Origin of the sequence: Mycolicibacterium fluoranthenivorans (assembly GCF_011758805.1) — a bacterium.
In the GTDB taxonomy this organism is placed as follows: Bacteria; Actinomycetota; Actinomycetes; order Mycobacteriales; family Mycobacteriaceae; genus Mycobacterium; species Mycobacterium fluoranthenivorans.
The window spans coordinates 130628-149665 of the sequence record NZ_JAANOW010000002.1 but is presented as its reverse complement, the minus strand read 5'-3'; the positions used below and the strand labels follow the sequence as shown (position 1 = coordinate 149665).

Annotated in this window: 17 protein-coding genes; 9 read left to right on the top strand and 8 right to left on the bottom strand. The window is 66.4% G+C overall.

All coding sequences use genetic code 11. The features are described 5' to 3' along the window. Positions 1-4: 4 nt before the first annotated feature. From FHU31_RS18790 to FHU31_RS18780, 3 genes are all read right to left on the bottom strand, one after another. Positions 5-763 carry an SDR family NAD(P)-dependent oxidoreductase gene (locus FHU31_RS18790; RefSeq protein WP_167161403.1) on the bottom strand — a complete coding sequence of 253 codons (759 nt, stop codon included), beginning with the start codon at positions 761-763 and terminating at the stop codon, positions 5-7. 97 nt (positions 764-860) lie between these two features. Continuing rightward, positions 861-2051, bottom strand: a complete 1191-nt coding sequence (locus FHU31_RS18785; RefSeq protein WP_167161402.1) for an acyl-CoA dehydrogenase family protein — start codon at positions 2049-2051, stop codon at positions 861-863. A 76-nt stretch (positions 2052-2127) separates the two neighbouring features. Next, complete coding sequence (locus FHU31_RS18780; protein ID WP_167161400.1) at positions 2128-3426, bottom strand: amidohydrolase family protein; 1299 nt, start codon at positions 3424-3426, stop codon at positions 2128-2130. A gap of 307 nt (positions 3427-3733) precedes the next feature. On the opposite strand from FHU31_RS18780, the gene FHU31_RS18775 reads away from it, so the two are divergent. The 9 genes from FHU31_RS18775 (at position 3734) to FHU31_RS18735 (ending at position 12085) form a co-directional block, all read left to right on the top strand. Further along, entirely contained in the window at positions 3734-5107 is a 1374-nt protein-coding gene (locus FHU31_RS18775) for an aromatic ring-hydroxylating oxygenase subunit alpha (protein WP_167161398.1), read from the top strand. After that, entirely contained in the window at positions 5100-5429 is a 330-nt protein-coding gene (locus FHU31_RS18770; RefSeq protein ID WP_167161396.1) for a hypothetical protein, read from the top strand. Before FHU31_RS18775 ends, FHU31_RS18770 begins: the two co-directional genes overlap by 8 nt. 2 nt (positions 5430-5431) lie before the next feature. Then, a complete protein-coding gene (locus FHU31_RS18765; RefSeq protein WP_167161394.1) occupies positions 5432-6667 on the top strand; it encodes a metal-dependent hydrolase family protein in 1236 nt (411 codons plus the stop codon). Further along, positions 6645-7085, top strand: coding sequence for a nuclear transport factor 2 family protein (locus tag FHU31_RS18760; protein WP_167161392.1), 441 nt, complete (start codon positions 6645-6647; stop codon positions 7083-7085). The genes FHU31_RS18765 and FHU31_RS18760 overlap by 23 nt, the downstream gene beginning before the upstream one ends. Beyond that, positions 7082-8209 (top strand): acyl-CoA dehydrogenase family protein, encoded by a 1128-nt coding sequence (locus tag FHU31_RS18755; protein WP_167161390.1) that lies wholly within the window; start codon positions 7082-7084, stop codon positions 8207-8209. The genes FHU31_RS18760 and FHU31_RS18755 overlap by 4 nt, the downstream gene beginning before the upstream one ends. Positions 8210-8211: 2 nt before the next feature. Beyond that, complete coding sequence (locus FHU31_RS18750) at positions 8212-9024, top strand: acyl-CoA dehydrogenase family protein (RefSeq protein ID WP_167161387.1); 813 nt, start codon at positions 8212-8214, stop codon at positions 9022-9024. 146 nt (positions 9025-9170) lie between these two features. Continuing rightward, entirely contained in the window at positions 9171-9890 is a 720-nt protein-coding gene (locus FHU31_RS18745; protein ID WP_167161386.1) for a TetR/AcrR family transcriptional regulator, read from the top strand. Positions 9891-10165: 275 nt separating this feature from the next. After that, complete coding sequence (locus tag FHU31_RS18740) at positions 10166-11011, top strand: mycofactocin-coupled SDR family oxidoreductase (RefSeq protein WP_090353008.1); 846 nt, start codon at positions 10166-10168, stop codon at positions 11009-11011. Between the two features lie 3 nt (positions 11012-11014). Continuing rightward, a complete protein-coding gene (locus FHU31_RS18735) occupies positions 11015-12085 on the top strand; it encodes an NAD-dependent epimerase/dehydratase family protein (protein WP_167161384.1) in 1071 nt (356 codons plus the stop codon). A gap of 1 nt (position 12086) precedes the next feature. Here the strand turns inward: FHU31_RS18735 and FHU31_RS18730 are convergent, their stop codons facing one another. Genes FHU31_RS18730 through FHU31_RS18710 form a run of 5 tightly spaced genes read right to left on the bottom strand, consistent with a single transcriptional unit; the run spans position 12087 to position 19034 of the window. Beyond that, positions 12087-14489: a CaiB/BaiF CoA transferase family protein gene (locus tag FHU31_RS18730; protein WP_167161382.1), complete on the bottom strand. Its 2403-nt coding sequence runs from the start codon at positions 14487-14489 to the stop codon at positions 12087-12089. 3 nt (positions 14490-14492) lie between these two features. Further along, positions 14493-15452, bottom strand: a complete 960-nt coding sequence (locus FHU31_RS18725; RefSeq protein ID WP_167161380.1) for an enoyl-CoA hydratase/isomerase family protein — start codon at positions 15450-15452, stop codon at positions 14493-14495. Then, complete coding sequence (locus FHU31_RS18720; protein WP_167161378.1) at positions 15445-16578, bottom strand: M24 family metallopeptidase; 1134 nt, start codon at positions 16576-16578, stop codon at positions 15445-15447. The genes FHU31_RS18725 and FHU31_RS18720 overlap by 8 nt, the downstream gene beginning before the upstream one ends. Beyond that, the gene (locus FHU31_RS18715) at positions 16568-17836 is read right to left on the bottom strand and encodes a M24 family metallopeptidase (protein ID WP_167161376.1); all 1269 of its coding nucleotides are present in this window, start codon (positions 17834-17836) and stop codon (positions 16568-16570) included. Before FHU31_RS18715 ends, FHU31_RS18720 begins: the two co-directional genes overlap by 11 nt. Before the next feature lie 31 nt (positions 17837-17867). Further along, a complete protein-coding gene (locus FHU31_RS18710; RefSeq protein WP_167161374.1) occupies positions 17868-19034 on the bottom strand; it encodes an amidohydrolase family protein in 1167 nt (388 codons plus the stop codon). Positions 19035-19038 lie beyond the last annotated feature (4 nt).

The following is a 19038-nucleotide window of genomic DNA, read 5'->3' as shown; positions in this document are numbered from 1 at the left end:
GACTTCACATAACCATGCCGCCGTCGACCGGCAGCACCTGGCCGGTGATGTACGACGCGGCATCGGAGGCCAGGAAGACGAAGGCACCCGCGACCTCTTCGGCCTCGGCCCAGCGTTTCAGCGGGATGCGGTTCATCATGTTGGCCGCGAACTTCTCGTTGGTGCGGATCGTCTCGGTCATCGGGGTGGCCGCCAGCGGGGCCAGGGCGTTGACCATGATGTTCTTGGTCGCGAGCTCCCGGGCCAGCGATTTGGTCATGCCGATGATGCCGGCCTTGGCCGCCGAGTAGTTGACCTGCCCCAGCGTGCCGGTGATGCCCGCCGAGGACGTCACGTTGATGACGCGGCCGGTCCCGTCGGTGGGGATGTGCGGCAACGCGGCCTGGGTCACGTGGAATGTCCCCATCACGTGGATGTCGAAGGTCAGCCGGAACGTCTCGTCGGTCAGCTTGGGAAACATCGCCGGAGCGGTGACCCCGGCGTTGTTGACCACGATGTGCAGGCTGCCCGCGCCGAGGCCGGCCGCCTGCGCGGCGGCGGCCACCGCGGCGTCCCGGTCGCTCACATCCAGCGGGGCGCTGTCGGCTTTACCGCCCGCGGTGTTGATCCGCTCGGCGACCGCGGCGGCGGCGTCACCGCTGATATCGGTGACCAGCACCGCAGCACCCGCGGCGGCCAGCGCCTCGGAAACGCCGGCGCCGATCCCCGCCCCCGCGCCGGTGACCAGCGCCGAGCGGCCGGTCAGGTCGAAGTATGTCCTCATGTGGCGTGCAGTCCTCTCTGTATCACCGCGAGATTGCGCTTACCGCGCGAAAGTGCGAGTGCACCCCGCAGCACGTGCAATCTCGCGGTCGCGGGCGTCAGTAGCTCTTGGGCAGACCCAGGACGTTGGCAGCCAGGAAGTTCAGGATCATCTCCTGGCTCACCGGGGCGATCTTCATCAGGCGCGACTCCCGGAAGAACCGCGAGATGTGGTACTCCTCCGAGTAACCCATCCCGCCGTGGGTCTGCAAAGCGCGGTCCGCTGCCGAGAACCCGGCATCCGCGCACAGATACTTGGCCATATTGGCCTCGCGGCCACAGGGTTTGCCGTTGTCGTAGAGCCAGGTCGCCTTGCGCAGGATCAGCTCGGCCGCATCGAGCCGGGCCAGCGAGTCGGCCAGCGGGAACTGGATGCCCTGGTTCATGCCGATGGGCCTGTCGAACACCACGCGCTCGTTGGCATATTTCACCGCGCGGTCCAGCGCCACCCGGCCGATACCGAGTGCCTCGGCGGCGATCAGCATCCGCTCGGGGTTGAGGCCGTGCAGGATGTAGGAGAAACCCTTGCCCTCGTCGCCGATCCGGTCGCAGACCGGGACCCGCAGATCGTCGATGAACACCTCGTTGGAGCTGACGGCATTGCGACCCATCTTCCTGATCGGGCGGATGTCGACGTGGTCGCGGTCGATGTCGGTGAGGAACAGGGTCAGGCCCTCGGTCGGCTTACCCCCGCGCTTCTGCACGTCGTCGCGGCTCTCCGTGCGGGTCAGCAGCAGGATCTTCTCGGATTCCAGCGCCTTGGAGATCCACACCTTGCGACCGTTGACCACATAGTGGTCACCATCGCGTTTGGCGAACGTGGTGATGCGTGACGTGTCCAGCCCCGCACCGGGTTCGGTGACTCCGAAGCACACGTGCAGGTCCCCGTCGACGATCCGCGGCAACGTGGCCTTCTTCATCTCCTCGGAGCCGAACACCACCACCGGCTGCATCCCGAAGATCGACATGTGGATGGAGCTCGCGGCGTTCATCGCGCCGCCGGAGCGGGCCACCTCCTCGGCCAGGATGGTCGCCTCGGTGATGCCGAGACCGTGCCCGCCGTATTCTTCGGGAATCGTCATACCCAGCCACCCGCCGGCGGCAATGGCGTCGTAGAACTCGGTGGGGAACTCGTGCGCCTGGTCCTTCTCCATCCAGTAGTGGTCGTCGAATCTGGACGCCAGTTCCGCCACGGACTTGCGAATCAGCTGTTGATCCTCGGTCAGCTCGAAGTTCATTCCCGCAGACATGGTTCCCTCCTCAGTCCGCGCACACGACGGCACGGTGCAGGTGTCCCCTGCACCGCCCGTCGAAGCTGCGCTCTGGCTAGTCTTTGACGCCGGTGACCGCACGTGCGTTGGCGGTGAAATCTGCGATATCCGAGCCGGTGCGCTTGTCGTGGTGACTGAGCGCCTGGATCGACACATCGTGTCCTTCGGCCAGTTTGCGCAACGCGCCGACGGTGGCGTGCTCGCGTGGGATGTGCTGGAACGGCTCGAAGTGGTACAGCCGCATGGCGTTCTCGTGGGTGATCTTGTTGATCTCGTCGTCGGGAACGTCGTAGGTGTCGAACACCGCGCCGAGCTCCTCGGGCGCACCGGGCCACATGGAGTCCGAGTGCGGGTAGTCCATCTCCCAGCAGATGTTGTCCACCCCGATCGCGTGGCGGTTCTTCACCCCGACCGGATCGGAGATGAAACACGTCATGAAGTGCTCGCGGAACACCTCCGAGGGCAGCTTGCCGCCGAAGTCCTGGTGTGTCCACGTCGAATGCATCTCATAGGTGCGGTCCACCCGGTCCAGAAAGTACGGGATCCATCCGGTGCCGCCCTCACTCAGCGCGATCTTCAGATCCGGATAGGCCTTGATCGGCGCCGACCACAACAGATCCGCGGCCGCCTGCACGATGTTCATCGGTTGCAGGGTGATCATCACGTCCATCGGCGCGTCCGGGGCGGTGATGGCCAGCCGGCCCGAGGACCCGATGTGCACGTTCATCACCGTGTCGGTGTCGACCAGGGCATCCCACAGCGGCTTCCAGTACTCCAGGTCGTGAAAGCTCGGATACCCCAGCGCAGAGGGGTTCTCGGTGAAGGTCAGCGAGTGCACACCTTTCTTCGAGACGCGACGGATCTCCTGAGCGCAGAGCACCGGATCCCAGATCGCGGGGATGGCCATCGGAATGAAGCGACCCGGATGGGAGCCGCACCACTCGTCGATATGCCAGTCGTTGTAGGCCTGCACCAACGCCAGCGAGAAGTCGGCGTCCTCGGTGGCGAAAAGCCGCGCGGCGAAACCGGGAAACGACGGGAAGTTCATCGTGGCCAGCACTCCACCGGCATTCATGTCCTTGACCCGCTCGGCCGCGTCGTAGCAGCCTTTGCGGATCTCGTCGAGACCCTGGGGCTCCAGGCCGTACTCCTCTTTGGGCCGCCCGGCCACGGCGTTGAGCGCGACGTTCGGAATGACGGTGTCGCGGAACTGCCAGGTATCCGACCCGTCCGGGTTGTGCACCAGCCGCGGCGCCTCGTCCACGTACCTGGCCGGCAGGTGGTTCTTGAACATGTCGGGCGGCTCGATGATGTGGTCGTCGACGCTGATCAAAATCATGTCGTCGTGATGCATAGATGTCCCTTTCGACGTTCCGCCCCGATCGTCGGGCTCAATTCTCACTGAATGCAAACTAACTTCTCACAACACGAGAATCAACGTCCGCGACGATGTTTCGCACCGCTGACCGTGCTTTTTCCGCCAGCACCGCCATTCCGCGCGGGTATGACCGCTGACGTTGGCGTTGACCTTACGGCCAAAGAGTGGAAATCTGTTAGTCAGATATGAGAATATGATTCTCGTAGCGGAGAAGACACGGCCGAAGCCACCAGGGAGGCGGCCCGGCACTCGACACCGTCGCATCAACAGGAGAGGTAACACCGTGGCGTTTTTCCCCAAACCAGCCGCCGGGAGCTGGACCGAGAACTGGCCGGAACTCGGCACGGCGCCGGTCGACTACACCGATTCGGTCGACCCCGAGCACTGGAAGCTCGAACAGCAGGCCATCTTCCGTAAGACCTGGCTGCACATGGGCCGCGTGGAACTCGTCCCGAAGAAGGGCCGCTACGTCACCCGCGAACTCCCGTCGGTCGGGCCTGGCGTGTCGATCATCATCGTCAACGACGGCGACGAGATCCGCGCCTTCTACAACCTGTGCCGTCACCGCGGGAACAAGCTGGTCTGGAACGACTATCCCAATGAAGAGGTCTCCGGAAGCTGCCGGCAGTTCGTCTGCAAGTACCACGCCTGGCGCTACGACCTGAAAGGCGACCTGACCTTCGTCCAACAGGAGAGCGAGTTCTTCGACCTGGACAAGGCCGACTACCCGCTCAAGCCGGTGCGCTGCGAGGTGTGGGAAGGCTTCATCTTCGTCAACTTCGACGACGACGCCGAACCGTTGGTCGACTATCTCGGCGAATTCGGCGAGGGACTCAAGGGTTATCCGTTCCACGAGATGACCGAGCACTACAGCTACCGCTCCGAGATCAACGCCAACTGGAAGCTGTTCATCGACGCGTTCACCGAGTTCTACCACGCGCCGATCCTGCACATGAAGCAGGCGGAGAAGGAGGAGGCCGAGAAGCTGGCCCAGTTCGGCTTCGAGGCGCTGGCCTACGACATCAAGGGCGATCACTCGATGGTGTCGTCGTGGGGCGGGATGTCACCGCCGAAGGACCTCAACATGGTCAAGCCCATCGAGCGGATCCTGCACAGCGGCCTGTTCGGGCCGTGGGACCGCCCCGACATCGCGGGCATCCTGCCCGACGAGCTGCCACCGGCCATCAATCCAGGACGCCACAAGACTTGGGGCACCGACTCTTTCGAGTTCTTCCCGAACTGGACCCTGCTGTTCTGGGCACCGGGGTGGTACCTGACCTACAACTACTGGCCGACCGGGGTGGACACGCACATCTTCGAGGCCGACCTGTATTTCGTGCCGCCGAAGAACCTGCGCGAACGGCTCTCCCAGGAGCTGGCCGCGGTGACGTTCAAGGAGTACGCGTTCCAGGACGCCAACACCCTGGAGGCCACCCAGACGCAGATCGGCACCCGCGCCGTCACCGAATTTCCGCTGTGCGATCAGGAGATTCTGCTTCGCCACCTGCACATGACAGCACACCAGTACGTTGACAGGTACAAGGCATCACTGGCCGATGACGCCGGGAGTACGACCACCAACGGCAAGCATGCCAAGGCGAGCGAAGCGACGGGAAACACCACCGCGACGACCGAGAAGGAATCAGCGAATGTCTAAGCTGCCCGAGGAATTCGCCGACCTGGAGCGGTTCTCCGACTGGTGCCTGCCCACGGAGGAGGAGCGTTACGCCAAACGCCTGAGCTCGTCGATGGAGCAGATGCAGGAACTCTACGACGCCGGCATGAAACGGCTTGAGGACATCATGGTCTACGTCGACGCGCGCTTTCCGCTGTCGAGCATGCCCGCCGACGCCAAGGCTCTCGTCCACCTCGGGCAGTCGATCGTCATGGTGAGCTTCCCGATCGAGGTGTGGAAGCAGCCGCGGGTGCTCGACAGCGGTGCGGCCTACATCCAGCTGATCGAGGAGCCGGTGGTCTAGTCGTGCTGACCCTCAAAGCCGCGGGTCTGGTCGACGTCGAAGCCGGGGCGATCATCCGCCCCGGCATCGTTCGGGTGTCCGGAGACCGGATTGTCGGCATCGGTGAAAGTGCAGAAGGTGAGAGCTCCGACGTCATCGACCTGGGCGACGCCTACCTGCTGCCAGGCCTGATGGACATGGAGGTCAACCTGCTCATGGGTGGTCGCGGGGAGAACCCCGGCCTGTCCCAGGTCCAGGACGACCCGCCGACCCGCGTGCTGCGCGCGGTGGGCAATGCCCGGCGCACGCTGCGCGCCGGGTTCACCACCGTGCGCAACCTGGGCCTGTTCGTCAAGACCGGCGGCTACCTCTTGGACGTCGCACTGGGCAAGGCCATCGACGCCGGTTGGGTGGACGGCCCGCGGATCGTGCCCGCCGGCCACGCCATCACCCCGACCGGCGGGCACCTGGACCCGACGATGTTCGCCGCGTTCATGCCCGGCGCCCTGGAACTCACGGTCGAAGAGGGCATCGCCAACGGCGTCGACGAGGTCCGCAAGGCGGTGCGCTATCAGATCAAACACGGCGCCCAGCTGATCAAGGTCTGCGTCTCCGGTGGCGTGATGTCTCTGACGGGTGAGGCTGGGGCACAGCACTATTCGGATGAGGAACTGCGTGCGATCGTCGACGAGGCCCACCGCCGCGGCCTGCGGGTGGCCGCCCACACGCACGGCGCCGAAGCGGTCAAACACGCCGTCGCATGCGGTATCGACTGCATCGAACACGGCTTCCTGATGGACGACGAAGCCATCCGGGCGCTCGTCGACAACGACCGGTTCTTGGTCACCACCCGGCGGCTGGCCCAGGCGATGGACGTCTCGCATGCACCGAAGGTGTTGCAGGACAAGGCGGCCGAGATGTTCCCGAAGGCCGAGACGTCACTCAAGGCGGCGTACGAGGCCGGGGTGAAGATCGCCGTCGGGACCGACGCCCCGGCCATCCCCCACGGTCGCAACGCCGATGAACTCGTCACCCTGGTGGAGTGGGGCATGCCCCCGGCCGCGGTGCTGCGGTCGGCCACCACCATCGCGGCCGAGCTGATCAATGCCACGGATCGAGGCCGGCTGGCCGAAGGGTTGCTGGCCGACATCATCGCCGTCCCGGGCAACCCCCTGGAGGACATCACCGTTACACAGAACGTTACATTTGTAATGAAGGGCGGTAAGGTCTACAAGAATGAGTACGCCGATGGCTCCTAGCCGAACTGACGACCTGGTCGAGATCCAGCAGCTGCTTGCCAAGTACGCGGTCACCATCACCCAGGGTGACATCGAGGGGCTGGTCAGCGTGTTCACCCCGGACGGCACCTACAGCGCCTTCGGCGAAACCTATGTCCTGGAACGCTTTCCGGTGCTGGTCGACGCCGCACCGAAGGGGTTGTTCATGACCGGTACCGCGTTGGTCGACCTGGTCGAGGGCGCGGACACCGCCAGCGGCACGCAGCCGCTGTGCTTCATCGAGCACTCGGCGCACGATATGCGGATCGGCTACTACCGCGACACCTACGTGCGCACCGAAGCGGGCTGGCGCCTGGCGACCCGGGCCATGACGTTCATCCGGCGCAGCGGCGCGCACGATCACGGCAAGCCGCACGCCATCGGACGGCCTACCGCATGAGCGAGCTCCACGACCCCGCCACATTCCGCGCGGCACTGCAGCAGTGGCTCGCCGAGAACGACCTGAACCCACCGGACGATCACTCCCTCGAAGGCCACATCCGCCAGTTCGCCCGCGTGCAGAAGGCGTTGTACGACGCGGGCTGGAGCCGCTACGGCTGGCCCGAACACGCGGGCGGGCTCGGCGGCCCGGCGATGCTGCGCGCCATCGTCGGCGAAGAGGTGGTGGGCCGGCGGCTGGCCGAGCCCGGGCCGTATTCGATGCTCGAGGTGCTGGCACCGACGATGATCGACTACGCCCCCGAGGCACTGGCGGCGGAGATGGTGCCCAAACTCCTGTCCGGCGAGGAACAGTGGTGCCAGGGCTTCTCGGAGCCGGGCTCCGGCAGCGACCTGGCCTCGCTGACCACCAGAGCCGACAAGAAGGGCGATGAGGATCGCTACGTCGTCAACGGGCAGAAGGTGTGGACCAGCTTCGCCCAGTACTCCCACCGCTGCATCCTGCTCACCCGCACCGGCGACGCGGACACTCCCGATCATCAAGCGATCACGGCGTTCTTCGTCGACCTCGACAGCCCCGGTGTCACCGTGCGCCCGCTGCAGACCATGCACGGCGTCGACGAGTTCTGCGAGGTGTACTTCGACAACGTCGAGGTCGACGCAGCCCGGATGCTCGGCAAGCCCGGCGACGGCTGGCAGCTGGCGATGGACCTGCTCCCCTACGAACGGTCGACCTGCTTCTGGCAGCGCATCGCCTACCTGTACTCCCGGTTCGACACCCTCATCGACGAGGTGAAGCGCGACGGGCAGACGGTGGACGCCGACATGGGCGAGGTATACCTGGCCCTGCACACCCTGCGCTGCCGGTCCCGCGCCACCCAGCACCGACTGGCCGACGGCCACAAGCTGGGCCCGGAGACCTCGATCGACAAGGTGCTGCTGGCCGCTGCCGAACAACGGCTCTACGACACCGCCCACGACCTGCTGTCCGGTGTCATCGAGCTCGATGACACCGAATGGCGCACCGAGTACCTGTATTCGCGCGCCGCGACGATCTACGGCGGCACCGCCGAAGTGCAGCGCAACATCATCGCCCGCCGCCTGCTGGACCTCGGGAAAGAGTGAACATGGCCACCGCGCTCGACGCCGAGTCGCTGACGCTTCTCGAAGACACCCTGCGCAAGACGATGCTGGCCACCTCCGGCCCCGCACTGGATGCAGCCCTCACCGACCTCGGCTGGGCCGAGATGCTGACCGACATCCCCGAACTGGCGGTGCCGCTGGTGTTCCGGCTGCTCGGCGAAACCGGTTCGCACGCTTCGGTTCTGGTCGACGTCGTGCTGCACGCCACCGGCAACACCATCGGTGACACCGTCGAACTGCCACTGCCCTACGCGGGTAACACGTGGGTCGTCTGGGACCGGATCTCGGCGGAAACCACCGAACCGACGCTCGGTGGTCTGCCGTTGCGCCGTGAGGAGGAGGGCTATCCGATCCGGGTGGCCGAGGCACGCATCGCCGTGGCCTGGTGGCTGGTCGGCTCGGCAAGGGCCATGTTGTCCCTGGCCCGTCGGCATGCGCTGGACCGGGTCCAGTTCGGTAAGCCGATTGCGTCGTTCCAGGCGGTGCGACACCGGCTGGCCGAGACGCTGGTGGCCGTCGAGGGTGCCGAGGCGACGCTGATCCTGCCCGGCGCGGCCAACCCGGATCTCACCGCGCTGCTGGCCAAGGCTGCCGCGGGCAAGGCGGCGCTGACGGCGGCCAGGCACTGTCAGCAGGTGCTCGGTGGAATCGGGTTCACCGAAGAACACGATCTGCACCGCCACGTCAAGCGCGCGCTGGTGCTCGACGGGTTGCTGGGCAGCTCGCGGGAGCTGACGAAGAAGGCCGGCGCGGGACTGCGCGCCCGTGGCTCGGCACCGCGGCTGGCCCAGCTCTGATTCGCATTCCCACGCGACGACCGTCGGTGGTCCGGAAAGCCGCTTTCCCCGTAGCCCTTCTGAAAATGCGGAAATGAGAATATTATTCTCGCCATGAGAAAGCTACAGTCTCCGACACGAGCGTTCGGAGGGGGTCGAGCACCGCGATGCCCAGGCGTTCTCCGGTACAGTCCACTCATGTTCTCCCGAATCGGCAAGCAGCTGAGCAGCCGGTGACCAGCGCAAACGAAGAACCCGCCTGGAAGCAGCGCGCGGTCGAACGCTCCATCAAGACGGCCAAGCTGCGTGCCGCTCAGCGCGTCCAGCGGTTCCTCGACGCCGCGCAGTCGATCATCATCGAGAAGGGCAGCACGGATTTCACCGTGCAAGAGGTCGTCGACCGCTCCCGCCAGTCGTTGCGCAGCTTCTACCTGCAGTTCGACGGTAAGCACGAGCTGCTGTTGGCACTGTTCGAGGATGCACTGAGCCGTTCCGCCGACCAGATCCGGGCCGCCACCTCGGGCCAGGCCGATCCGGTTGAGCGCCTCAAGGTCGCCATCGAGTTGCTGTTCGAGTCCTCGCGGCCCGACCCGGCCGCCAAGCGACCGCTGTTCACCGACTTCGCGCCCCGGCTGCTCGTCTCGCATCCCTCGGAAGTGAAGGTTGCGCACGCTCCCCTGCTGGCCCTGCTCACCGAACTGATGGAAGACGCGCACGCAGCAGGCAAGATTCGTCCGGGCCTCAACCCACGCCGGATGGCCGCGATGACCATGCAGACCGTGATGTTCGTCGCACAGTCCAGCGGCGGTGACGACACCACCAACAAGCCGATCTCGGCACAGGAAGTCTGGGATTTCGTCGCGCACGGTTTCGCCGTCGACGATTGAGAATTCGGTTCTTGCAGACCTAGACCTCTGCTCGCCCCGGGGCGGCGCCGACGCCGGACGCTGACCTGTCCCGACCGGCTCAGCCGACCCGCACCTCTTGCGTGCATTCGCTCCACGGTGGACCCCTGGTGCCCGAAACACCTCTGACGAGAGCGTGATTCTTCTAAGCAGAGAGGTTAGTTATTCATATCTGATTTTGCCATTGACATGGGCAGACGCGCGGTGACAGAGTGCTGAGCAAGTGCACAAGTGACTGACGCAGAATTGAGGACCAGATGGCAGGCCGGGTAGAGGGCAAGGTCGCATTCGTGACGGGCGCCGCGCGCGGGCAGGGCCGCAGCCACGCCGTGCGACTGGCCGAAGAAGGCGCCGACATCATCGCGATCGACATCGCCGGACCCATCCGGCCCGGCGTGGAAACGGCCATCCCCGCCTCCACCCCTGACGATCTCGCCGAGACCGCCAACCTCGTGAAGGGCCTCAACCGGCGCATCGTCACCGCCGAGGTCGACGTCCGCGACGCCGCCGCTGTCAAGGCCGCCGTCGACAGCGGGGTCGAGCAGTTGGGCCGCCTCGACATCGTGGTGGCCAACGCCGGTATCGGCAACGGCGGCGATCCCCTGCACGAGACCAGCGAACTCGACTGGGACGAGATGATCGACATCAACCTGTCCGGCGTGTGGAAGTCGGTGAAAGCCGCTGTGCCGCACATCATCGCGGGCGGGCGGGGCGGTTCCATCATCCTCACCAGTTCGGTGGGCGGATTGAAGGCATACCCGCACTGTGGCAACTACGTCTCGGCCAAGCACGGTGTCGTCGGGCTGATGCGCGGTTTCGCCGTCGAACTCGGCCATCACAACATCCGCGCCAACACCGTGCACCCCACCCACGTCAGCACCCAGATGCTGCACAACGAGGGCACCTTCAAGATGTTCCGGCCCGACCTGGAGAACCCGGGCGCCGAGGATATGGCGCCCATCTGCCAGATGTTCCACACGCTGCCGATCCCGTGGGTGGACGCCATCGACATCAGCAACGCCGTGCTGTTCCTGGCCTCCGACGAGGCCCGCTACATCACCGGTGTCACCCTGCCGGTCGACGCCGGTAGCTGCCTGAAGTAATCGATGTCCGACACTGTCCTCGTCACGGGGGCGTTCGGTCTCGTCGGGTCGGCCACGGTCCGGGCATTGGCCGCCGAGGGCCGCCGGGTGGTGGCCACCGATCTGGGCACCGACGCCAACCGGGCCAAGGCTCAAGCCCTTCCGCCCGGAGTGCAAGCGCGCTGGGCCGACCTGACCGTGCCCGCAGATGCGCAACGGCTGATCGCCGATACCGCCCCCGACGCGATCGTCCACCTCGCTGCGGTGATCGTTCCCCCGATCTACCGCAACCCCGCGCTGGCCCGCAAGGTCAACGTCGACGCCACCAAGACCTTGGTGGACGCCGCCGCGGCCGCGCCGAATCCGCCCCGGTTCGTGCAGGCCTCCAGCAACGCGGTCTACGGATCGCGTAACCCGCACCGCCATACCGAGCCCGTCAGCGCGGACACCCCGCCCCGCCCGACCGAGTTGTACGGCGGGCACAAGCTGGAATCCGAGGCATACGTCCGGGCCTCGGCACTGGACTGGGTGGTACTACGGCTGGGCGGGGTGATGAGCACCGACCTGTCGGCGATGCCGGTCGGCCTGGACGCACTGTACTTCGAGAGCGCGCTGCCGGTCGACAACAGGATCCACATGGTCGATGTGCGGGACGTGGCAACCGCTTTCGCCGCCGCGACCGTCGCCGACGCGGTCGGTGAGATCCTGCTGATCGCCGGCGACGACTCCCACCGGATGCTGCAGGGCGACGTCGGCTCGTCGCTGGCCGCGGCGCGCGGCCTGCCCGGAGTGCTGCCGCCGGGTCGCCCGGGCAATCCGGACAGTGATGACGACTGGTTCATCACCGACTGGATGGATACCACCCGTGCGCAGGAGGTGCTGAAATTCCAGCACCATTCCTGGCCGGCCATGCTCGAGGAGATCCGAACGGAGACCGGGTGGAAACGGCACCCGGCCCGGCTGATCGCCCCACTGGCGCGGGCCTTCGTCACACGCCAAGGCGCCTACCGCAATTCCCCGGGCGTCTATGCCGACCCGTGGCGAATGCTCAGTGCGCGACTCGGTGACACCAGACTGGATACATCGCTCGGATAGCTCAGCGGGCAGCTTTGCGCCGCCCGCTCTTACCCGGTTCGGTACCGATCACCCCGTCATCCACCAGGACCGCGATCTCCTCATCGGACAGGCCCAACCCGGTCAGCACCACATGGTTGTGCTCGCCGAGCAGCGGTGCAGGTTCGCGATGGAAGGCCGCGGGACCGTTGGCCAAGGTGACCGGCAGGGTGCTGTAGGGGGCGACGGGATTCACCGGATGCCCCACGTGTTCGAAGAATCTGCGGTGCCGCAATTGGGGCAGTTCGGTCTGGCGATGCGGCTGCATCACCTTGGCCACCGGAACCCCTGCGCCCCAGAGGTTTTCGACGATCACGTCACCGGTACGGGTGCGGCACCAGGCGGCCAGGTGGTCATCGACCACATCGTGGGCGGCGCGGCGTCCCTCGGCGCATGACAGCGCGGGATCGGCCGACCAGTCCGGCGAACCGAGTGCCGCCCGCAGCGCCTCCCACTGGGCGTCGGTCTGCACCGCGATGGCCACCCAACTGTCGTCGCGGCCGAACTCGTCCGATTCGGCACTCCGGTAGAGGTTCTGCGGCGCGGCGGTGGGGCCGCGGTTGCCGTCGCGCTGCAGCAGCGCCCCGTAGGCGGAGTATTCGATGACCTGCTCGGCCGCGATGTTCAGTGCGGCGTCGACCATCGCCGCCTCGACCAGTACGGCCTGCCCCGTGGTGCGTCGGTGCTCCAGCGCCAGCAGCACGGCGTTGAGGGCGTGCACCCCGGCGTTGGGATCACCCACCGAGTACGGCTCGAACGGGGGGCGGTCCGGGTAGCCGGTGAGCCAGCTCAAGCCGGACGCGTCCTCGATGATGTAGGCGAAGGCGGGATTGTCCCGCCACGGTCCCTGCAGCCCGAAGCCCGGCATGCGCACCATGACGATGTCCTCACGCAGTGCGCGCACGGCGTCGAAGTCCAGGCCCAGCTGGTCGATGACGCGTGGGGTGAAGTTCTCCACCACCACATCGCTGGCGGCGATCAAGCGGCGCAACACGTCCCGGCCGGCCTCGGTCTGGAAGTCCACCGTGACGCTCTTCTTATTCGTGTTGAGCGCACTGAAGATCGGGGATCGTTCCCACCACTGCTCCACGGTGGCGGGGATCCCGGCGATCAGCCGGGTCCCGTCGGGACGTGAGGTGGACTCCAGATGGACGATATCGGCCCCCAACATCCCCAGCGCATGGGTGCAGGACGGCCCGGCCCAGAAGGTCGTCATATCCAGCACCCGCAGACCGCTGAACGGCAGCCGGTCCCGGGTCGGCGCCGTGGTGGGCGCCGGACGTGGGCTCAAGGCGGCCTCCCGTACCTCGCGGCTGTGCTCACCGAGACCGGGTGCGGGCGCGGGTGCGCGCAGCGCGGCGCCGGTGAACCGGTACGGGTGCGCGGGCTGGACGAACCCGTCGGCAGGGTTGCGCACGAACGCGTCCCGTGCCACGAAATGGTCCATCGTGGTGACGTTCTCGCCGTTGCCGACGGGTGAGTTCGGGATCCGGAAGGCTGCTGCCAGGTCGCGCAGGTCATCCGCGGGTTGCCGGCGGATCCACTCGTACAGTTCTTCGGCGTGCAGGTTGGCCTGCTCGGTGATGGTCAGCTCCGTGGTCTCGTCGATCCACTCGTCGTGGCCCGACATCGCGCACAGGTCCCACCACTGCTGAGCGGTGCCGCATCCCAGTGCCACCAGACCGTCGGCCGCCTGGGCCACCCCGGGGACGGTGGGCCGGCGCTCGGTGCGCCAGGGCCGGCCGAGCATCTCGAAATAGGTGACGGGATAGTAGGTGAGGCCGAGGACCTGGGCCTCCAGCTTGGACAGGTCGATGAACTCGCCGTGGCCGTCGCGCAGCGCACGCGCCCGGAAGGCCAGTGTCATCGCGGCGGCGTAGGCCCCGGTCAGCCAGTCCCCCACCTGACCACCGATGGTCACCGGCGCCCGGTCCTGGGTGCCACGGCCGATCCCGATGGCCCCGCCGGACCAGGCTTGCAGGGTGAATTCGGTGGCCGGGCGCCCACTCCACGGCCCGTCCAGGCCGAACGCGGTGATGGCCGTGACGATCAGATGCGGGTACCGCCGGTGCAGGTCTTGCGGCGACACCGACTGGGCGACCGCCGATTCCGGTGACCACACCACGGCGTCGGCCGATGCGATCAGCCGCTCGAGCAAGTCCATGTCCTGCGCTTCCAGGACCACGCTGCGCTTGCCGCCCGCCAGAAAGGCGAACAGGGCGCCGCCCCGGGAGCCCGACGCCGACCAGGTGCGCAGCGGATCGCCCTGCGGGTCTTCCACTTTGACGACGTCGGCACCGCCGTCAGCCAGGATCTTGGTGGCATATGCCCCGGCGATCCCGCTGGACAGGTCGACGACGGTGTAGCCGGCCAGTGGTGCACTCATGACCTACTCCGGTTTCGCCCGGTTCTTCTTGGAGAGCCGGAAGTCGGGTGGGAACTTGCCGTCGTTGTCGTTGACCGCGGCCGACAGCCCGGAATCGATCGAGGAGGACATGTCCATATCGTCCTCGTTGTCGTTGGCCACACCGTTGCCCATCGACTCGAAGAAAGCGGACAACAGACTGCCCATGTACTCGCCTTGCTGCTGCTTGAAGATCTCGAAGAACATCTTCTGCTGAAAGACGGTGTCCACCGGCCTGTTCCGCGCGCACGCCAAGGCGTACTTGTCGGTCTCGGCTTCCAGTTGCTCGCGGGCCACCACCTTGTTCAGGAAATTGCAGTCATACATCTCCGCCGCGGTGAACGGCCGGCCGGTGAAGACCATCTCCTGGAACTTACGCAGCCCCATCATCTGTACCCACGTCCACATGCGCGGGCCCCAACCGTGATACCGGAACGACGGATGCCCGAACAGCGCATCGTCACTGGAGATCACCAGGTCGGCATCGGCACATTGGTAGAAGTGCCAGCCGTAACAGTATCCCTTGGCCTCGACGATGCTGATCTTCTTGAAATCCTGCAGTGCGCGGTTACCGGCCTGCGAGTTGGCGTACCACGAACTGATGGTGGCGCCGTTGCGGAAGGTGCCCTTCGGCGGGTAGGTCACGTCCCCGACACCGTCATCTTCCAATCGCAACTCCGCCAGCCGCGCTGCCGGATTGTCGTTGCCCTCCATGAATTCCGGGAGATCCGCACCGCTGCCCAGGTTGTCTCCGACGCCGCGGATGATCACCACTTTGACATCGTTGTCGGCGTTGGCCGCGCGCAGGACGTCGGCGTACCGCAACCTGGCCATCGAGGTGGGTGCGTTGAGGAACTCCGGCCGGTTGAACGTGATGGTGGCGATCTTCGTCTTCGGGTTCTTCTCGTAGAGGATGATCTCCTCCGGGGAAGGCCGCTCAGGCATGTGCAGCCTCTCCGTACGATGCCGCGGTGGTGAGCACGTGGGCGCCGTCGGCCGTGATCAGCACCGCGTCCCGGGTGAAGACCGCGCCGACGCCGTGTTTCCAGACGTAAGCGGTGATCGCGAGGACCATGCCCTCGGTGAGGATCTCGGCCTCGGCGGTGGCGCGCAGGTGCGGTGACACCACCGGCGGATCGAAGCCCAGCCCCAGCCCGTGTGCGACCGGCATGGCCGGTAACGGTTCGCCGGCGTGGCCGTAGGCGTCCAGCAGTGCACTCGCCGGCTTGCCCGGGCGGCAGGCGTCGACCAGCCTGTCCCACAGCTCATCCCGACGCCGGTACAACGAACGCACCGCCTCTGTCGGTGCACCGACGCAGACCGTCCGCGCGACCTCGCCGACATAGCCGTCGGCGAGCACACCCGCCGACAGTGCCACCAGATCGCCGTCGCGCACCCGGCCGTCGCCGACGGTCCGCCGCCACGGATGGTCTTTCGAGGTCACCCATGCGGCGTCCTGCGTAGCCGGTGTGCTCACCCCGCCGGCCGCCTCGGCCTTCAGGATCGCACCGGTGAGCACCTGTTCGGTGGTCCCCGGGGCCACCTCGGCGACACCCCGCGCCAGTCCCGCCTCGGCGACGGCCAGCGCGCGCCGCAGCGCGGTGATCTCCTCGCTCGTCTTCACCCGTCGCGCGGCCCGCATCGCCTGTTCACCGTCGACGAGCTCGGCCGCAGGGAAAGCCAGCGGCAGTAGTGTGGCGAACGTCGGTGTCAGGGCGTCGGTGCCGACCCGGCGCGCGGTAGCGGCACCCTTGATGCCCTGCAGCACGGAGATCAGCGTCATCGGATTCCACGCCAACCCGTAGAGATTCTCATGCGGGATCTCCTCGGGCATGCCCTCGTCCCACGTGCTGTTCAGGTGGATCTCACCGGTGGCCCGGACGAAGGTGCAGATCGGCCCGAACGGGCGGGTGCCCACCACCCACAGTTGCGGCGCGCCCGAGATGTACCGGACGTTGGCCTGCCTGCCGAGGACCAGCACGTCGAGGTCGTGCGCCGCCATCTGCGCCAGCGCACGTTCTCGACGGCTGAACCGCAGGGCCCGGTCGTCGGCCTCGATCTCAATTCCCACTGGGCACCTCATAGGGGTCGTACGGATATGCGGTCAGCGGCATCCAGCCGCCCTCGGTGACCACCACGATCTCCTCGCCGCGGTAGCCGCCGGTCCCGTCCTCCCACACCACCGGCTCGAACACGAGCAACATTCCCTCCGGGAAGACGAAGTTGTCATCCCAAGCCTGGCCGAGATCCGTGCCGATCATCGGCATTTCGGCCGCATTCGCGCCGATACCGTGGCCAAGGTAGAAGTGCGGCAGCCACGGCGGGGTGCCGCCGTTGGCCTCGATCGCCGCACGGCCGAGATCACCGCAGGTGGCACCGGCCCTCGTCACCGAGAGCACCGCGTCGACGATCCGGCTCCAGGTGTCGAACTGCCTCTGCTGAGCCGCCGTCGGATCCTGTCCGACGATCCAGGTGCGCCCGTGGTCGGAGCAGTAGCCGTGGTAGGAGATGGACACATCGGTCCACAGCACGTCGCCCTGCTGCAGTTCGCGTTCGGTGGTCAGCAGGGGCAACGCCAGATCACCGGTGGTGGTCCAGGTGCCTTCGGCCCGGGACGCGGGCATCACCTGCCAGATCGAGTCGAACATATTGGTCGTGGCGCCGAGTTCGAAAGTGCGGCGGACGAATTCGGCGGACAGGTCGATTTGGCGCACCCCGGGTACCAGCGACTTCTGGATCTCGGACACGGCCTGTTCGGTGATCTGGCAGGCCCGCTGCAGGCAGGCGATCTGGTCGATGGTCTTGACCAGTTTCGCCGCGCCGACCACCGGGGCGGCGTCCACCGGCGCGACGGGGAACAGCGCAGTGCCGGCCCGCCGCATCGCCCCGGTCAGCTCGTCGGTCGCGATCGTGGCGCCGGCGGGTACCAGAGCGGTCAGGATCTTCGCGAATTCGGCCACCCCCTCGTCGAATTCGAGGTAGACCGGCCCATGCAGATGGTCGGCGGGCAGCTCTGATTCCATGGCCGCCCCTTCGCGGAACGGCAGGAACAGGTGCGGGTACTCGTCGCCCGCCAGCACGACCGCCACGGGCCGCTCGACATGCGACAGCCCGGCGTCGGCCAGCGGCCACGCGATGCCGGTGGCGTACATGACGCTCCCGTTGCCCAGCAGGACCAGCGCATCCACCCCCTGATCGGCCATCGCGGCCTGCAGGCGCGCACTGACCTCCCTGCGCATCCGGGTGAAGTCGGGCTCCGCGGGGATGTCGAGCCACGAGTACCCGGTCCGGGCGATCTGGGTGACGCCGGACTGAGTGACAGTGCTCATGCGCGATCCGCTCCGCTGCTCGCTGACGTCGTCACACCAGCCCCAGGAACTTCTGGATGTTGGTGCTGACGATCTTGACGGCGTTCTCCGGACCTACCGCCTCCACCACCGTCGCCAGTGACTTCTCCGAGTAGCCGAAGGTGGATTCGTTGTGGGGGTAGTCGCTGGACCACATCACGTTGTCCACGCCGATCTCGTCGATCAACCGCAGTCCCAACGGATCCACCATGAACGATGCGCTCATGTGGTGGTCCCAGTAGTACCGCACCGGATGCTGCAGTTCGTGGTTGAACATGTGCCGGTAGGAGGCCAGCATGTGCTCGGCATCCTGCAGTGCGGTGGGCACCCAGGCGATACCGCCCTCGAACCACCCGAGTTTCAGCGACGGGTGACGGTCCAGGATGCCGGAGAACACGTACTTCGCGAACTGCTCGCGGAACGAGTCGACGTTGACCATCATGCCGACGACGACGCTGTTGTTCTGGCAGGGCGTCTTGGGTGGCGTCTCGCCGATGTGATGGCTGACCGGCAGACCGGCGGCCTCGATCTCGTCCCAGACGGCGTCCATCTCGGTGCTGCCGTAGTCGTAGATGTTGCCCTCGTCGTCCTTGCCGGGGTTGAGCGGCAACAGGAAGGTCTTGAGTCCCAGCGACTTGAGCTGTTCGAGGGTGGACCGTGTTCCGGCGGGGTCCCACCAGTTGATCAGACCGACACCGTAGAAGTGACCGTCGCTGGACTCCTGCAGTTCGGCCATCACCTCGTTGTAGATGCGGAACACCCGCTCCCGAATTCCCTTGTCCGGGTAGTGGAACAGGGCCAGCACGGCGTTGGGGAACGCCAGCTCCCGGTCGATACCGTCCTCGCGGAGCTCGCGGATACGTGCGGCGATGTTGTTGGTGGCGGCGCCCGCCAGATCGTCGTACTGCATGAGCACCCGGCCGAAGTCACCGCCGGTCCAGGCCTTACCCTTCATGCCCACCATGTAGGCGCCGTCCTCGTACCAGATGCGGGGTGCGGCACCCTTGAGGTCCTCGGGGAAGCGCTCGTAGAAGATGTCATCGGCCACCGAGATGTGGTTGTCGGCCGAGAAGATCTCGGTGCCGGCGGGCAGCCCGAGATTCCCGCCGGCATGGCCGCGCCGATTCTTCGGCGCCCCAAAGCCTTCGGGCGGATAGAGGGTGGTGCTCAGAGCAGACATCGGT

Excerpts from the sequence above, each read along its gene's own strand:
- FHU31_RS18755 (WP_167161390.1), top strand. The coding sequence starts at position 7,082 with ATGAGCGAGCTCCACGACCCCGCCACATTCCGCGCGGCACTGCAGCAG.
- FHU31_RS18790 (WP_167161403.1), bottom strand. The coding sequence starts at position 763 with ATGAGGACATACTTCGACCTGACCGGCCGCTCGGCGCTGGTCACCGGC.
- FHU31_RS18740 (WP_090353008.1), top strand. The coding sequence starts at position 10,166 with ATGGCAGGCCGGGTAGAGGGCAAGGTCGCATTCGTGACGGGCGCCGCG.
- FHU31_RS18735 (WP_167161384.1), top strand. The coding sequence starts at position 11,015 with ATGTCCGACACTGTCCTCGTCACGGGGGCGTTCGGTCTCGTCGGGTCG.
- FHU31_RS18785 (WP_167161402.1), bottom strand. The coding sequence starts at position 2,051 with ATGTCTGCGGGAATGAACTTCGAGCTGACCGAGGATCAACAGCTGATT.
- FHU31_RS18750 (WP_167161387.1), top strand. The coding sequence starts at position 8,212 with ATGGCCACCGCGCTCGACGCCGAGTCGCTGACGCTTCTCGAAGACACC.
- FHU31_RS18760 (WP_167161392.1), top strand. The coding sequence starts at position 6,645 with ATGAGTACGCCGATGGCTCCTAGCCGAACTGACGACCTGGTCGAGATC.
- FHU31_RS18745 (WP_167161386.1), top strand. The coding sequence starts at position 9,171 with ATGCCCAGGCGTTCTCCGGTACAGTCCACTCATGTTCTCCCGAATCGG.
- FHU31_RS18710 (WP_167161374.1), bottom strand. The coding sequence starts at position 19,034 with ATGTCTGCTCTGAGCACCACCCTCTATCCGCCCGAAGGCTTTGGGGCG.
- FHU31_RS18770 (WP_167161396.1), top strand. The coding sequence starts at position 5,100 with ATGTCTAAGCTGCCCGAGGAATTCGCCGACCTGGAGCGGTTCTCCGAC.
- FHU31_RS18730 (WP_167161382.1), bottom strand. The coding sequence starts at position 14,489 with ATGAGTGCACCACTGGCCGGCTACACCGTCGTCGACCTGTCCAGCGGG.
- FHU31_RS18725 (WP_167161380.1), bottom strand. The coding sequence starts at position 15,452 with ATGCCTGAGCGGCCTTCCCCGGAGGAGATCATCCTCTACGAGAAGAAC.
- FHU31_RS18780 (WP_167161400.1), bottom strand. The coding sequence starts at position 3,426 with ATGCATCACGACGACATGATTTTGATCAGCGTCGACGACCACATCATC.
- FHU31_RS18715 (WP_167161376.1), bottom strand. The coding sequence starts at position 17,836 with ATGAGCACTGTCACTCAGTCCGGCGTCACCCAGATCGCCCGGACCGGG.